Raw genomic sequence first — 15,552 nt, 5'->3', positions numbered from 1 at the left:
ATCATGAGCGATACATTCCATCCTTATCCCCATGTGCCGAAAGTGTATCCGCCCGGCAAGGCTGTCGGCACCGGCACGCAGCACGTCCCCGTCCTGATCGCCGGCGGCGGGCCCGTAGGCCTGGCCACGGCCCTGGGCCTGGCGCGCCACGGCGTGCGCTCGGTGCTGATCGAGGCGGACGACGGCGTCTGCACGGGCAGCCGCGCCATCTGCATCTCGCGGCGCAGCCTGGAAATCATTGACCGCCTGGGCGCGCTCGACGGTTTTATCAGTAAAGGCTTGCCGTGGGCGGGCGGACGCAGCTTTTACCGCGACGAGGAAGTGCTGCACTTTACGATGCCGCAAGACGCGAACCAGAAATTGCCGCCGATGGTCAACCTGGCGCAATACCATATCGAGCAATTCCTGCTCGATGCGGCCGAACGCCAGAGCGAGCTGATCGATATCCGCTGGCAGACGCGCGTCACCGGCGTGCAGCAGCGCGCCGATGGCGCCACCGTCACGCTGGCCACGCCCGATGAAACCTACACCATCGACACGGACTGGCTGGTGGCTGCCGATGGCGGGCGCAGCGTGGTGCGCGAGGCGCTGGGCCTCAAATTGCAGGGCACCAGCTACGAAGGGCGCTATGTCATCGTCGATATCCACCTGAAGAGCGACCGTCCGACGGAGCGTCTCGCGTATTTCGATCCGCCGTCGAACCCCGGTTCGACCGTGCTGGTGCACAAGCAGCCCGAGGACATCTGGCGCATCGACTACCAGTTGCGCGACGACGAGGATGCGCAGGCGGCCGTGCTGCTGGAAAACGTGGCGCCCCGCGTCGACAGCCTGCTGGCCATGATGGGCGAGACGGCACCGTGGCATCCCGTATGGATCACCATATATAAAGCCAACGCCTTGACGCTGGATAAATACCGGCACGGTCCCGTGCTGTTCGCGGGCGATGCGGCCCACCTGGTGCCCATCTTCGGCGTGCGCGGAGCCAATTCCGGCATCGACGACGCGGACAACCTGGCCTGGAAGCTGGCGTACGTCGTCAAGGGCCAGGCGCCGCATGCCTTGCTCGACAGCTATTCGGACGAACGCGTGTATGCGGCCCATGAAAACCTGCGTCACGGTACGAAAAGCACGGAATTCATGGCGCCGCCCACGTTTGCCTTCGAACTGATGCGCACGGCCGTGCTGGGCCTGGCGGGCAAACATGCGCACGTGCGCTCGCTGATCAACCCGCGCCAGACCAGCGCCATCGCGTATGCGCAGTCGGCCTTGAACACGCCGGATTGCGACACGTTCGCTGCCGGTCCCGCGCCCGGCACGGTCTTGCCCGAGTGCCCGCTCGCGCTGCAGCACAACGGCGGGCAAAAAGCGGGGTATATTACCGATCTGGTGCAGCGCGCCGGTGGCCATTTCACGGGCCTGTACTTCAGCGAAGATGGCGCCGTGCCTGCCGAACTGCTGGCGCTGGGCGATAGCTTGCCGTTGGCGACGGTAGCGATTGCCCGCAGCGGGGCGCAAGGGGGCGCCTGGGACCACACGGCACAGGTATTCCCGCTGTTCGACGCGCAGCCAGGCACGTTTTACCTGGTGCGCCCGGACGGCCACGTGCTGGGGCGCTGGCGGCAAGTGCAGGCGGGGCAGGTGGCGGCAGCGCTGGCGGCGGCCGGCATCGGCCAATCAAAGTAACAAGGAGACAACATGACCGACATCGAACTGGACAATCTTTACACCGAGCTGTGCCACACCATGGGCGGCCTGGGCGAACAGCGCTCGCCGCTGTTCCTGGCCCGCTTCGCCTTGCTGGCCATGGGCGCCATCGGCCAGGCCGACGTGGTGCAGGGCTTGCTGCGCGACGCGGCCGACGGCCTGGCGGTGCGCGCATGATAGGCGCCGGCTACCAAAGCGGCTTCGGCAACGAATTTGCCACGGAAGCCATCGCCGGCGCCTTGCCGCAGGGGCAGAATTCGCCGCAGCGGGCGCCCCTGGGCCTGTATGCGGAACAATTGTCTGGCACGGCCTTCACGGCGCCGCGCGCGCAGAACCGGCGCTCGTGGCTGTACCGCATCCGTCCCGCCAGCCAGCATCCGCCATTTACCCTGCTGGCGAACACGCGCATCGTCAGCGATTTTCACGCCATGCCGCCCGCGCCGCCGAACCAGCTGCGCTGGGACCCGCTGCCGCTGCCCGACGGCGCCACGCCGGTCGATTTCATCGACGGCTGGCAAACGATGGCCGGCAATGGCAGCGCCGAAGCGATGAGCGGCTGCGCCATCCACGTGTATGCGGCCAACCGCTCGATGCAGCGCTTCTTTTACTCGGCCGACGGCGAATTGCTGGTCGTGCCGCAGGAAGGGCGGCTGGCGATCGCCACGGAACTGGGCTTGATCGAACTGGAACCGCAGGAAATCGCCGTCATTCCCCGCGGCGTGCGCTTTCGCGTGACCCTGCCGGATGGCAAGGCGCGCGGCTATGTGTGCGAAAACTTCGGCACGGCTTTCCGTTTGCCGGACATGGGGCCCATCGGCTCGAACGGCCTGGCCAACAGCCGCGATTTCCTCACGCCGCACGCGGCCTACGAGGATATCGAGGGCGAGTGCGAACTGCTGGCCAAGTTCGGCGGCCATCTGTGGCGCACGACCCTCGACCATTCACCGCTGGACGTGGTGGCCTGGCACGGCAATTACGCGCCGTATAAATACGATTTGCGCCGCTTTAATGTCATCGGCTCGATCAGCTACGACCATCCGGACCCGTCGATCTTCCTCGTGCTGCAGGCACCGAGCGAAAACCCGCTGCTGGGCGCCATCGACTTCGCCATCTTCCCGCCCCGCTGGCTGGCCGCCGAACACACGTTCCGCCCGCCCTGGTTCCACCGCAACGTGGCCAGCGAATTCATGGGGCTGATCCACGGCGTGTACGACGCCAAGGCGGCCGGCTTCGTGCCGGGCGGCGCCAGCCTGCACAACTGCATGTCCGGCCACGGCCCCGATGCGCAGACGTTCGAGAAGGCCTCGCACGGCGACACGTCCGCGCCCGTGAAAGTGGCCGACACCATGGCTTTCATGTTCGAGACGCGCACCATCCTCAAGCCCACGCCGTTCGCGCTGGATGGTGGCCTGCTGCAAACCGACTATTTCGCATGCTGGCAAGGCTTGCGCAAGCATTTTGATCCCGATCAAGCCTAGTCTAGCCTTGGTCAGGCGGCCCGCGCCCGCCCCAGCATATGCGGGTTGGCGGGCCGCGCCAGTCCCAGGTGGCCGCGCAGGGTGCTGGCCGCATACTCGGTGCGGAACAGGCCGCGCCGCTGCAGTTCCGGCACCACCAGCCGCGTAAAGTCCTCGAAGCCTTGCGGCAGCAGGGGCGGCACGACGTTGAAGCCGTCCGCGCCCCGTTCCACGAACCACTGCTCCATCACGTCGGCCACCGTCTTGACGGAGCCGATCGCTTGCAGGTGGCCGCGCGCCACGCGAAAGCGCAGCACCAGCTGGCGCAAGGTCAGGTGCTCGCGGCGGGCCAGCTCCAGCTGCTGTTGAAAACGCCCCTTGCCATTGTCGCCCGCCTCGTAGGGCAGGTCGGGCAGGGGGCCGTCGAGCAGATAGCCGGACAAGTCGAAGCCGCCAAATTCCAGGTTGCTGAAGTCGACCAGGTCCTGCAGCTCGCCGAACTGGTCCTGCGCCTGCTGATCCGACTCCGCCACCACGACGGACAGGCCCGGCGTGACTTTCAATTGATCTTCGGCGCGGCCATATTTCGCCATGCGCCCTTTCACGTCCGCGTAATACGCCTGCGCCACTGGCAGCGAGGTGGCGGAGCAGTACACCATCTCGGCCAGCCGCGCGGCAAATTCGCGGCCCGTCTCGGAATTGCCCGCCTGGACCAGCACGGGGTGGCCCTGCACGGGGCGGGGCAAGTCCAGCAAGCCTTGCGAGGCGAAATACTCGCCCTGGAAATCGAGCGCATGGCCGGCTGCCGGCTGGTAGAACCGGCCGCTGGCGCGGTCTGGCCGGTCGAAGGCGTCGTCGTCCCAGCTGTCCCACAGGGCCTTGGACAGGGCGACGAATTCATCGGCGCGCGCATAGCGCTGCGCGTGGCTGCGCGGCGCATCGATGCCGAAATTGCGCGCCGTATGCTCGGCGAACGAGGAAACGACGTTCCAGCCGGCGCGCCCGCCGCTCAGGTGGTCGAGCGAACTGAATTTGCGCGCCACGTGATACGGGTGCTCGTAATTCGTGTTGACGGTGGCGATCAGGCCGATGTGGCTGGTGACGGCGGCAATCGCCGACAGCAGCGTGAAGGGTTCGAACGGCAGGCCGATGGCGGCGCGGCCCGTGTCGGGCATGACGTCGCCCGAGCGGCCGATGAAGTCGGCGATGAAAAAGCTGTCGAACCTGGCCGCCTCGGCCAGCCTGGCGGCGCGCAGCCACCAGGCCAGGTCGGGCCGTCCGCTGGCGCTGGCGGATGGATGGCGCCAGGCGGCCGGATGGTGGCCGTGGCGCTGCAAAAAGACGTTCAGGACGAGCTGGCGTGCTGGCATGGGGGAAGCTCCGTGGCGGGTTGGCGACATGATCTGCGTCAATGCTGATGCAAGCTTCGGGCCAGCAAGGGGCCAGCGCCCGCATATGCAAAATCCGGATAAGCTAGCGCGGCACCATTCGTTCACGCCTGCAGATGGCGCGCGGTATAGTCGGCCCATGGAACTCTTAGCCCACAATTTCAGCAGCGATTTCGCGCGCAGCGCCCACCTTGCCCGCGGCGCGGGCGCTGACGGCGACAGCGAGGCGCTGGTCGCCTTCCGCGACCCGCAGCAAATGAGCTTGCTGGTGCGCGCCACGGCCTTTGTTTTTGCCGATCCCCGTTCGCGCCAGTTGCACGAGCTGATCGAGCGCATCGCCCCCAGCGAGGCGACGGTGCTGATCACGGGCGAAACGGGGACGGGAAAAGAGCTGATTGCGCGCCACGTGCACGGCTTGAGCGGGCGCGCCGAGCAGACTTTCGTGGCGATCAACTGCGGCGCGTTTTCCGAAACCCTGGTCGAGAGCGAACTGTTTGGCTATGAAAAAGGCGCATTTACGGGCGCGCAGCAGGGCAAGCCTGGCTGGTTCGAGACGGCCAGCGGCGGCACCCTGTTCCTCGACGAGATCGGCGATTTGCCGCTGGCGATGCAGGTCAAGCTGCTGCGCGTGCTGCAGGAGCGCGAAGTGGTGCGCCTGGGCGCGCGGCGCGCCATCCCCATCGACGTGCGCCTGATCGCCGCCACCAACGTGGACCTGGCCGAAGCCGTGCGGGCCGGGCGCTTCCGCGAAGACCTGTATTACCGGCTGCAGGTGATCGGCCTGCCGCTGCGCCCCCTGCGTGAGCGCCCGGGCGACATCATGCCGCTGACGCGCCACTTCATGGCCATCTATGCGCAGCGCCTGCACCTGGGCGAGGTGGAACTGGGCCTGGACGCGCAAGAGGCCTTGCTGGCCTATCCATGGCCGGGCAATATCCGCGAACTGGAAAACGTCATCCACCGCGCGCTGCTCGTCTGCCGTAGCGGCGTGGTGCGCGCCGAGGACCTGAGTTTGTCTGGCTGGCACCGCGCTCCGGCGCCCGCGTCCGCCCCTGTGCCCGTGCCGGACGCGTGGGCCGGCGGCGCCGACATCGCCTACGCGGCCCACGGCGCAGCGGGCCAGGACGATTTGCTGGCCGCCGAGCGCTTTGCCCGCGCCTGGCAAGCCTTGCTCGACTCGGGCGAGGCCGTGGAATTCGAAGCGATGCAGCAGGAACTGGTGCGCGCCGCGTGGGAGCGCAATGAGCGCAACCAGGTGCGCACGGCGAAACACCTGAACCTGAGCCGCAATATCCTGCGCACCTTCCTGAAAAAGGCGGGCGCCATCGACTAGGCAGCTCTGCTCTTCTGGAATCCGCCGGCTCTTATAAAGAACTCGGTTAGTGGACTCCTCATCGATAAGCGCGTGCAACTTCAAGTCGTCTTGGACTTCACGTATTGGCCGGTCGCTGCCTCCAAGTGTATTGTTAAGCTCTTTCGCGGTGGAACGTCATGCCAGCAGTTGATTAATTACTTTAAACACGGCCTCAAAACGTGTAAGAGATGCCATCACTTCCGGTCCATCGCCATCGAGTTCTGCGGGATTTCGCATCAACCACTCTGCCGGCACGTAATGGCCGAATTCCGGCACACTCGCCGGTAGCAGTTTACAAGCCGCTTCCACTTGTTTCACAATACGTACGGTACTTGATAGCGCCTTGGCGACGCTTTCCGGTGTTAGTGTTTGTTTTTTGCTCAAATTTAAAGCCTTGCTTACTAGAGCGCAATATAGGTTTGGATCGAATAAGTCCTCCACATCGCCCTCGGTCTGACCTGTAAAGTCTGCGGCCGTAAACACCCGTCCCGATTTCAGGATCTGACTTTGGCGTAAACGTTCCACCTTGTTTTTGTCCCCTGCACCTAAGTCGCATAGAACCGCAATGTCGAGCTTATTCCCTGTGAATAGCGAAGCGAACGAGGTAACCTTATCTAAACCGCCAGTCGGACATATTGTCCAGCGTTCGTCGAGATGGATGCGACCGCGAGATCGCAATGCCTGTGACATCGCCTGGAGAAACACGACGTCAGATGGCCCTTCCACCAACAGACAATGTTTACCAATGAAAAGTGCCTGTGTGATTTCATAACCCAGGTGGGCCTGAAGTGGGAACAATGTATCTTTGTCCACTGAAAGCACGTCTGCTGAGACTTTTGTGCCTTTGACAATCGGCCTACGGGGATCTTTGTAATCTACGACGTCTTCGACTACCCGGACATCTGCCAAGCGCAAAGCTGGAACCATGAACGGGGAGTGGGTCGAGTAGATAACCTGATGAGCTGGAAGTATCCGACTTTCGATATAGCGAAGCAGATCGGACTGTGCCTTGCCGTGCAATGTTAGACCGGGCTCGTCAAGGAGAATGATTGCGTTTCCTGTAGTCTTCTTGAGTTGTTTGAACTGCGCCAAGAACGAAAAAAACCAGACAAATCCAGCACTGCGTTCGGACAGTGGCACAGAGACGCGATGGTTCTTATTCTCGATGCGAATTTTTGCGACACGTCCCGAATTGAAGGGGGCAGGATCTGCTGAGCGGCCATCATTAAGTTCGATCTTTACCGACAATGCCTCATTTTGGCTCCAAAACTCGAAGATCTCATCGGTGATGTCATTTGACGCGCCTTCGCACTGGGCTACAAGCTCCTCGAACTTGGTTGCATCGCGTAATTCTTCGATCGTAGTTCCCGCATACTCAAGGAAGTCCAAGAAAATTCTGTCTCCCTCGCTAACTCGATTATTTTGACGGTCTTCATTTAGCTGATTGATCGAGATTTCGCCGGACATGCGATCGAAATGCGAAGTGTAAAAAAACTTCGGTTTGCGCGGCGACAGAATGTTAATTACCTTGGATCTGGCCGATCCATTTTGGAATGACGCTATCGTTTGTTCTAAAGATATCTGACTTGGAGTTTTTTCCGTCAACTCTTGAAGCATCTTTAATGCTGACTGAGTCGACACTAGACTTTGTAAGGGCGCTTTCTCAAACTCGGTAAGATTACTAAGTTCTTCAAGATTTCGTAAGGCTATTTTTTCGTTTACCTGGACATTCCAGTTGGTGTGGTTCGTACCAATATAGCTCGTGATAGTCACCAAGCGGCTCGTAAGCGCATCTGGGCCTAACACAGCATCAATTTCGTCCACATCTGAGTCGTCGAGTTCCCACAAGGTGATTGCAACCTCCGATTGGCCATGGGGATGTCGATCGTCGAACTTACTCAAGTGGCGGCGCGGGTAGTCACGCGTCTTGTCGTAAGCAAAACTGTCAATTGGACTAAGGCCGTGTAGAGCTCTTAAGACCGCCGTTTTTCCCGCTTCGTTCTTTCCAACTAAGCAGGTCAAGTCTCCTACTTCGAACTCCTCGCTGTCGTCAATAGAGCGGAAGTTTCTCACGCGAACTTTGATCAGTTTCATATATTCCGAGAGGTAGGGATATTGCTGAGGATTATAGCTGCTTTTTTCACAGCAATTAGTAATTGCGACATATTGATTGACGAATCGATACGGCACCTTAGCCAGTTGCAGCCAAATGAAATGATCGCATTTAAATGGCTTGCCCTGCAGCCGTAAGCTTAGTTGGACTCGCTCAGATCTACTCAGCCGATTATTTTTCAGTCGGACGTGGATGTAATGCAGAGGAGAAACTCATTATCACCGTTGACATCTACAGGACCCGCAGCAATGCGGCGCCGGCTTTTTTCATGGCTGCTGCGCGCGCAGCACATTGCTGCCGTGGGCGCAGCCGATTGCTGCGCAAGCAGCAGCTTCGGGCGTCGCTGGCTCTCCGGCGCCTGGCATGTTTTCTGCGAGGAGGGAAGGGCAGGCCGCTGCGCCAATGTGCAGCGGTGTTTTCTTCGACCCACGACAGGAGTCCATGCATGACCATCGAATTCATCTGGCAATTGCCCACCAGCGGCGACGGCCGTTATGCGGCGCCCGGCATCACGCGCCGGGGCGAACGGGCCGCTGGCGTGCCCAGTCCCCTGCAGGCGGGCGTGAGCGACCCGCGCGGCGCGCGTCCGCCCTTCAATTACTTCGACTACCTGCACCAGATCGCCCGCGCGGCCGACCTTTCCGGCTTCGACGGCATCCAGATACGCCACGATACGCAGGGCGATGAAAGCTGGATCGTCGCCGGCTACCTGGCCCGCAGCACGCGCCACCTGAAGCTGATCGCCGAATTCGACGCGGCCTGGGGTTCGGCCGTGTACGCGGCAAAGAACGCCGTCAGCTTCCAGCGCTTCACGGGCGGGCGCTTCGCCTGGCAGATCGGGCACGGCGGCGATGCGGCCGCGCGCCGGCGCCAGGGCGATGCGGCGCCCGACGCCGATATTCTGCCCCGCATCGATGAATTCATCACGGTGGCGCGCGGCGTGCAAAGTACGTCGCCGTTCAGCTTCAAGGGCAGGTTCTTCGAAGTGCAGGATGGCGGCTTCAAGGGCCCGCTGGCGAACCACCCCGTCAATGGCATCTACCTGACGGGCGACAGCCCCGAGGCGCTGGCCCTGTCGGCGCGCCAGGCCGACGTGCACGTCTTCGATGCGGCGCCCGTGGCGGACTTGCAGCCTTCCATCGGCAGCCTGCAGACGCAGGCGCGCCAGCTGGGCCGTGCCGTGGCGGCGGGTTTGCGCATCGACGTGCTGGCCCGTGAAACGTTCGACGAAGCCTTGCGCGACGCGCGCCGTTACCGCAGCGGCGCCGGGCTACCTGACGATGCGCCCTTCGATGACCGTGCCGCCGCCTTCTGGCCCGGCTTTGCGCAAGCGCAAACGGGCGCCCACGGGGCCCTGGTGGGCAGTTATGCGCAGGTCAGCGCCGCGCTGCAAGCGTACGCGCAGGCGGGCGTGTCGAGCTTCGTGCTGGCGGCCATCCCCCATTTCGAGGAAGCCTACCGCATCGGCGAACACGTATTGCCAGCCTTGCGGGCATCGTTGACGGCATCCGCGCTGCAAGCGGCTTGAATCCACATTATTTGAAGGAGTACCCCTGATGGCAATCGATTTTTTCTGGCGCATCCCCACGCATGGCGAACCGAGTTCGCACCGCGCCCGCACGCCGTTTCGCGGCGACTGGTTCCCCGGCAATGACAACCTGCGCCAGGCCAGTCTCGGTGGCGGCGGCGCCGACGGTTTTACGTATATCGACTACCTGGCGGAGATCGCCCGAGCGGCCGAACTATCGGGCTTCCAGGGCGGCCTGATCCCGTCGTTTCCCATGACGGATGAACCATGGGCCATTTCCGCGCTGCTGACGCGCGAAACGCGCACCTTCCGCTTCATGATCCCGTTCCAGCCCGGCTTTCTGAACCCCGTGGTGGCCGCGCGCATGACGGCCAGCCTGCAGCGGGCCACGGGCGGGCGCGCCCTGTACAACGTGATCACGGGCGGCGGCGGTCCGGCGCAGCTGTGGTGGGGCGATGCGGCCGGCCACGACGACCGCTACACGCGCACGACGGAATTTCTCGACGTGGTGCGCGGCGTGTGGCGCGGCGGGCCGTTTTCCTACCAGGGCAAGTTCTACCAGGTGGAAGACGCGGGCCTGGCCACGCCCCTGTCGGAGCAGGACTTCCCCGAGATTTACTTTTCCGGCTCGTCCGACGCGGCCCTCGGTTCCGCCTCGAAGCACGCCGATTACTACCTGACGTGGCTGGAACCGTTCGAGCAGCTGCGCGAAAAATTCGCCCGCGTGCATGAAAAGACGGCGCTGCTTGGGCGCAAGATCAAGTGCGCCGTGCGCGTCGACATCGTCGCCCGTGCCACGGAGGAAGAGGCGTGGGACGAGGTGCGCAAGGGTTTTGAGGCCGTCGATGCCGCTACCCTGCGCCAGTTCCTCGGTGCCGATGGCGGCGATTCCGTGGGCGCGGCGCGCCAGCGCGGCAACCGCCCGGCCACCTTGAACAGCTACAAGGACTTGATCACGGCGCCGAATATCTGGTCCGGCTTCAACCTGCTGCGCGGCGGGCAGACGCAGGGCATCGTCGGCAGCTACCAGCAGGTGGCCGAACGCCTCGATGAACTGGTGCAGCTGGGCGCCGACGCCTTCATCCTGGCCAGCACGCCGCACCTGGAAGAAGCGTACCGCGTGGGCGAGGAAGTGCTGCCCCTCGTGCGCGGCCACACGGCCGCCTTGCTGCGCGCCGCTTAAGCGTCTCTCACCTGTTGCCGCGACAGCAGCGCCACCGCCTGCTGTCGCGCAGGCAGCACGCGGCACCGGCGCTGCTGCCAAATCAACAGCGCTATCATGACGATAGTCTTCCTTTGAAATCAAACACTTAAGTTCTGTTTTGTTGCGCTGCGGCAGCGGGCATGCGCCTTGCAATACTGGTCATCACCATCTCGCGTTTTGACTTTACTCAAGGATAATCACCCATGCGCCGTTCGACTGCTCCCGCCGACTCTTCCCCATTTCTTTTCCACCTGACGCCAGTGCGCCGCGCGCTGCGCTCGGCCTTCGCCATCGGCGGCCTGATGCTCGCCCCAGGTCTGGCCCATGCGGAAACGCCTGGCGCCGATGTCATTGCCGCGGCCGACGCGAATGGCGCTGGCGAGGGCGCCTCGCTGCAATCGGTGACGGTGACGGCGCAAAAGCGCGAGGAATCGGCACAGAAGGTGCCCAGCGCGATTACGGTGTTAGGCGGCAAGGAGCTGCTCGACACGGGTATCGGCCGCTCGGCCAGCGAAGTCCTCAATTACGTGCCGAACGCTTCGGCCGGCACGCAGCAGCACGGCCGCCCGCGCTGGTGGATACGCGGCGTGGGTGCGGGCCAGCAGCAGGTGGACTTTCCGAATCCCGTCGGCTTCTACCTCGATGACGTCTACATCAGCAATTCCAGCGCCACGGGCTTTCCCCTGTTCGACCTGGACCGGGTGGAAGTGCTGCGCGGCCCGCAAGGCACCCTATGGGGCAAGAACACGACGGGCGGCGCCATCAACGTGATCTCGCGCAAACCCTCGTTCAAATCCAGCGGCTACGCCAAGCTCGACTACGGCAGCTACGACACCACCGTGGCCGAAGGCGCCATCGGCGGCGCGCTGGTCGACGAGGTGCTGGCGGGGCGGCTGTCCTTCCATACGGAGCAGCAGGACAAGGGCCGCTTCCACAACCAGTTTACGGGCGAACGCGATGGAAAGCTCAAGGACAGCGCCATCCGCGGCCAGCTCAAGGCCCTGATCGGGCGCGACCTGACGGCGAACCTGAACCTGCATTACCGCGATTACACGACCAAGGGCGCCACCACCACCGTGGCCAGCTACGGCGCCAATGGCGTGTACCGCAACGGCTACATCCCCAGCACCAATCCCGACGACGTGAGCACGAATGCGCCGGCCGACAGCGACGTGAAACAGGGCGGCGCCCAGCTGAACCTCGAATATGCGCTGGGCGAGCTGACCCTCACCTCCATCACGGGCTATGAAAATTTCAGGAACGAAGCCACGGGCGACAGCGACAATACGCCGCTGGAAGTGGGCCGCAGCCGTTCCAAGGCCAGCAGCCGGCAAGTGTCGCAGGAGCTGCGCCTGACGTCGCCGCAGAACGGCACCGTGAGCTGGGTGGCGGGCCTGTTCTACTTCAATGAAAAGATCGATGCCGATTCGGCCGGCGCGCGCCTGCCCAACGGCACGGTGCCGGCGCTGGCGGGCAGCACCCAGCCCGTCGGCTACAACCGCACCATTTACCAGCACAAGGCGCGCAGCGCGGCCATCTTCGGCAGCACGACCGTCAACTTCAGCGAGCAGCTGCTGTCCACGTTCGGCCTGCGCTGGACCACGGAAACCAAGGACCTCGATTTGCGGCGCGTGCAGGCCGCATCGAACACGGTGACGTTCGGCGACGCGGCGAACTGGTGGAACACGGTCCAGGGCGGCAATTACACGGCCGCTTCGGTGGCCAACAACAATTTCACGTCGAATCCATCGACCACGTGGAACGCGCTGACGTATGACGTGACGCCCGAATACCGCTTCAGCCGTACCCTGCGCGGCTACCTGAAATACGCGCACGGCATCAAGTCGGGCGGCTACAACACCAGCGCCACGGACGTGCGGGCATTGAACACGGTCAAGCCGGAAACCCTGAACTCGTTCGAGGCGGGCATCAAGTCGGAATGGCTGGACGGGCGCCTGAACTTCAACGCCAACGTTTTTCACTATGATTACAAGAACGTGCAGGTGAATATCACGGGCGTGTACAACGGCGACCCCACGCAAAGCGTCAATTACCTGCAGAACGTGCGCAAGGCCCACGTCAACGGTGCGGAATTCGAGATCGAGGCGCAGCCGACGGACAATCTGCACGTCAACGCCAACCTGGGCCTGCTGCGCACGGAATTCGACGATTTCGCCATCCAGAACAATGGCGGCGACCGCTCCGGCAACGAATTCGTGCGCTCGCCCCACGTGACGGCCCTGCTGGCGGCCGACTACCGCTACCCGCTGGGCAATGGCGCGCAGCTGGTCTTCAGCGGCGACGTGCGCTACACGTCGAAGCAGTACTACTATGTCGACCCGCAAAATGCCGCGCGCGACCTGCTGAACCAGGGCGGCTTCGCGCTGGCCAACGCCCGCCTGTCGTACGTGCTCCCGGGCGGCAAGCAGCGCATCACGGCGTATGCGAACAACCTGGCCGACAAGGTCTACCGCAACCACACGCTTACCAGCTTCGTGCCCGGCGCCGTCAACGGCGACACGGTGATCATCGGCCAGGGCCGCACGGTGGGCGCGTCGTACACGATCCAGTTCTGAGCGTGACTGCCTGAGGTAAAAAGGCCGGCGAATGCGCCGGCCTTTGTGTTTTCCCGTAGGTCGGCTTAGGCTGGAGTTGTCGGCTTATGCAGCGGTAGGTCGGCTTAGCGCAGCGTAAGCCGACAACACCACTACGCCACCACCATCAAGCCGCCACCCGCAGCAGCGCCTCCAGCCGCCGCTGCGCCTCTTCCAATGGCCGGCGGTCGATCCAGCTGTCGATATCGACGTCGCGGTCGAGAAAACCGTGCTGCAATTGAAAATCCTTCTGCTGGCGGAACAGCGCCACCTTGTCGTCGGACAGGTCGGGCGCCAGCGTCAGGTGAAAACCGTCGCGGTAGGCTTCGGCCACGGCGTCGGCGCCGGCCCGCGTCTCGCCCTGCAGGATGGCCAGCACATCTTCTTTGTGGCTGCGCGCCCAGTGCGCGGCGCGCAAGGTCTGCGTCAAAAAGCGCACGACCAGCTCGAAATGCTGTTCCAGCATGGATGCATGCACGGTGATCGGGCGCGGCGTGCCGTTGTTGACGCGGAAGCGCCGGTCGGGCAGGGCGTCGATGTCGATGCCCACTTCCAGCCCCGCCGCACGCGCCGCCTCGGCCGCCGCCGCGCCTTTCACGTAGACGGCGTCGACTTCGCCGCGCAAGAGCGGGCCTATGCCTTGCCACAGGCCCGCGCCCAGATTGGCCGATGCCTGGGCGTCGCCCCCCACTTCCACCAGTTGCACATCGTCGAGCGTGAGGCCGGCCGACGCCAGCACGCCCTTGTAGCCGGCCAGGCTCATGCCGCGCGCGATGCTGCGCCCGCGCCGGTTCTCGCGCAAGTCCTCGGCGCGGAACACGGGCAGCGCCAGGCGCTTGCCTTGCAGCTGCGCGGGCGTGGCGATGCCGGAACCGGGGCGCACGAGGATGGCTTGCCATTCGTCGATCCAGGTCAGGCCGATCAGGCGCGTGGGCGCCCCTTGCGCGCGCGCGGGCAGGGCCAGCAGGTTGCCGCCTTCGCGCACGAGCGTGGACAAGCCATGGTCGTAGTGGTGGCGCGCCAGCTCGCCGCCCACTTCCTGCAGCGTCTTCAAGGCGATGCCGTCGCGGGCGAATTCCTCGTCCAGCCAGCCAAGCTTGTAGGCCAGGCCCGTGGCCGTGGGCACGGGGCAGCGGGTGAACCAGACGGTATCGACGGCGGGGGCGGTTGCGGTAGTCATGGGATTCTTTCGTGGTGGGTGGAGCCTGGAAGCGTGCAGGAAACGTGCCCGCGCCGCTTGCTGACTTGCCGACAGCCGCTGTGCACAACGCTGCTGCGGCGCCAGCAGCCGCTGTTGCGCAGGCAGCAGCGCTCCGCCAGTTGTGCGGCCCCGGCGCTGGCACGCGTCTTGCGAAAGTAGACGGTAGACGAAACCCGGTCTCAACCTCTTTACCGAATGGAGCATGACATGACGGACGTGGCACAAGCACCAGAGCAAGTACAAACCCAGGAGTTGACGGCGGCCGAACTGGCCTTCGTGGAGCAGGTGCGTCGCGATGCGCAGACCGCCTTCGACGGCTTGCGCGAGACGGGCAGCCTGACGGCCAACGGCACGGTGGGCTTTGTCGAGCGCACGCCCGCTGGCGACAAGGTGGTGGTGGTCAACGATCCCGGCCCGTTCCGCCGCGGCCAGCCCCTGAAGGCGGCCGTGCTGGCGCTGGACGGCACGGTGCTGCTCGGCGACGCCAACAACGGCGGCGCACGCTATTTAAAGCTGTTCCGCGAGCGGCCCGAGGTCACGTCGATCTCGCACGTGCATTCGCCGTCCTTGGGCGCGTGGGCGCAGACGCACCGTACCCTGCCGATCCGCTACGTGCCCGTGCAGCGCTTCCAGCTGATCCGCGAAATCCCCATCTATATCGACCGCCGCCAGCCGGAAGTCGATTTCATCCTCGGCGAAATCGCCCGCAATACGCATGCCACGGCCATCCTGGAAGCGAATGGCGGCGCCACCGTGTGGGGCAAGCAGGGCTTGCTGAAGCTGGCCGAATTCATCCTGCTGCTGGAAGAGGGCGCAAAAATCCAGATCGCGGCCGAAGCGATCGGCGGTTCGCGCGACTTCGGCCCGGGCGTACTGCTGCAGCAATGGAAGATGAGCAAGCTGATCGACACGGCGCGCGCGCTGTCGCTCCTGCCTGCCACCGACCTGGTCAACACCTGACCAAACCTGCTGCGCGTCGCGCCTTGCGGCCTGTGATGCTCGCTGTGCA

The 15,552-nt window shown here is 63.8% G+C and carries 11 protein-coding genes; 8 read left to right on the top strand and 3 right to left on the bottom strand.

Features of this window, described 5'->3' with window-relative positions; genetic code table 11:
• Window positions 1-3: 3 nt before the first annotated feature.
• The 3 genes from AC07VH_RS03725 to hmgA are packed head-to-tail and all read left to right on the top strand — an operon-like array spanning window position 4 to window position 3,182.
• On the top strand, window positions 4-1,683 hold the full coding sequence (locus tag AC07VH_RS03725; protein WP_494786821.1) for an FAD-dependent oxidoreductase: 1,680 nt from the start codon (window positions 4-6) through the stop codon (window positions 1,681-1,683).
• A gap of 12 nt (window positions 1,684-1,695) precedes the next feature.
• Window positions 1,696-1,881, top strand: a complete 186-nt coding sequence (locus AC07VH_RS03720; RefSeq protein ID WP_230502921.1) for a hypothetical protein — start codon at window positions 1,696-1,698, stop codon at window positions 1,879-1,881.
• Entirely contained in the window at window positions 1,878-3,182 is a 1,305-nt protein-coding gene (gene hmgA / locus AC07VH_RS03715) for a homogentisate 1,2-dioxygenase (protein ID WP_494786820.1), read from the top strand. Before AC07VH_RS03720 ends, hmgA begins: the two co-directional genes overlap by 4 nt.
• A gap of 11 nt (window positions 3,183-3,193) precedes the next feature.
• On the opposite strand, the gene AC07VH_RS03710 is transcribed toward hmgA, so the two are convergent.
• A complete protein-coding gene (locus AC07VH_RS03710; protein ID WP_494786819.1) occupies window positions 3,194-4,531 on the bottom strand; it encodes an LLM class flavin-dependent oxidoreductase in 1,338 nt (445 codons plus the stop codon).
• Between the two features lie 157 nt (window positions 4,532-4,688).
• On the opposite strand from AC07VH_RS03710, the gene AC07VH_RS03705 reads away from it, so the two are divergent.
• The gene (locus AC07VH_RS03705; protein ID WP_494786818.1) at window positions 4,689-5,882 is read left to right on the top strand and encodes a sigma-54 interaction domain-containing protein; all 1,194 of its coding nucleotides are present in this window, start codon (window positions 4,689-4,691) and stop codon (window positions 5,880-5,882) included.
• A 156-nt stretch (window positions 5,883-6,038) separates the two neighbouring features.
• On the opposite strand, the gene AC07VH_RS03700 is transcribed toward AC07VH_RS03705, so the two are convergent.
• Window positions 6,039-7,997, bottom strand: coding sequence for an ATP-dependent nuclease (locus tag AC07VH_RS03700; protein ID WP_494786817.1), 1,959 nt, complete (start codon window positions 7,995-7,997; stop codon window positions 6,039-6,041).
• Window positions 7,998-8,461: 464 nt separating this feature from the next.
• Between AC07VH_RS03700 and AC07VH_RS03695 the strand changes: the two genes are divergently transcribed.
• From AC07VH_RS03695 to AC07VH_RS03685, 3 genes are all read left to right on the top strand, one after another.
• Window positions 8,462-9,544, top strand: coding sequence for an LLM class flavin-dependent oxidoreductase (locus AC07VH_RS03695; RefSeq protein WP_475414984.1), 1,083 nt, complete (start codon window positions 8,462-8,464; stop codon window positions 9,542-9,544).
• A 28-nt stretch (window positions 9,545-9,572) separates the two neighbouring features.
• Window positions 9,573-10,727 (top strand): LLM class flavin-dependent oxidoreductase, encoded by a 1,155-nt coding sequence (locus AC07VH_RS03690; protein WP_494786816.1) that lies wholly within the window; start codon window positions 9,573-9,575, stop codon window positions 10,725-10,727.
• A 224-nt stretch (window positions 10,728-10,951) separates the two neighbouring features.
• Entirely contained in the window at window positions 10,952-13,324 is a 2,373-nt protein-coding gene (locus AC07VH_RS03685) for a TonB-dependent receptor (protein WP_494786815.1), read from the top strand.
• Window positions 13,325-13,469: 145 nt separating this feature from the next.
• Here the strand turns inward: AC07VH_RS03685 and AC07VH_RS03680 are convergent, their stop codons facing one another.
• Window positions 13,470-14,522 (bottom strand): ABC transporter substrate-binding protein, encoded by a 1,053-nt coding sequence (locus AC07VH_RS03680; RefSeq protein WP_494786814.1) that lies wholly within the window; start codon window positions 14,520-14,522, stop codon window positions 13,470-13,472.
• Between the two features lie 228 nt (window positions 14,523-14,750).
• Here AC07VH_RS03680 and AC07VH_RS03675 point away from each other — a divergent pair, with 228 nt between their 5' ends.
• Window positions 14,751-15,503 (top strand): class II aldolase/adducin family protein, encoded by a 753-nt coding sequence (locus tag AC07VH_RS03675; protein ID WP_494786813.1) that lies wholly within the window; start codon window positions 14,751-14,753, stop codon window positions 15,501-15,503.
• Window positions 15,504-15,552: the final 49 nt, after the last annotated feature.

This window comes from Janthinobacterium sp. GW821-FHT03C10 (genome assembly GCF_059420865.1).
This window is presented reverse-complemented; position numbering and strand designations above follow the sequence as displayed.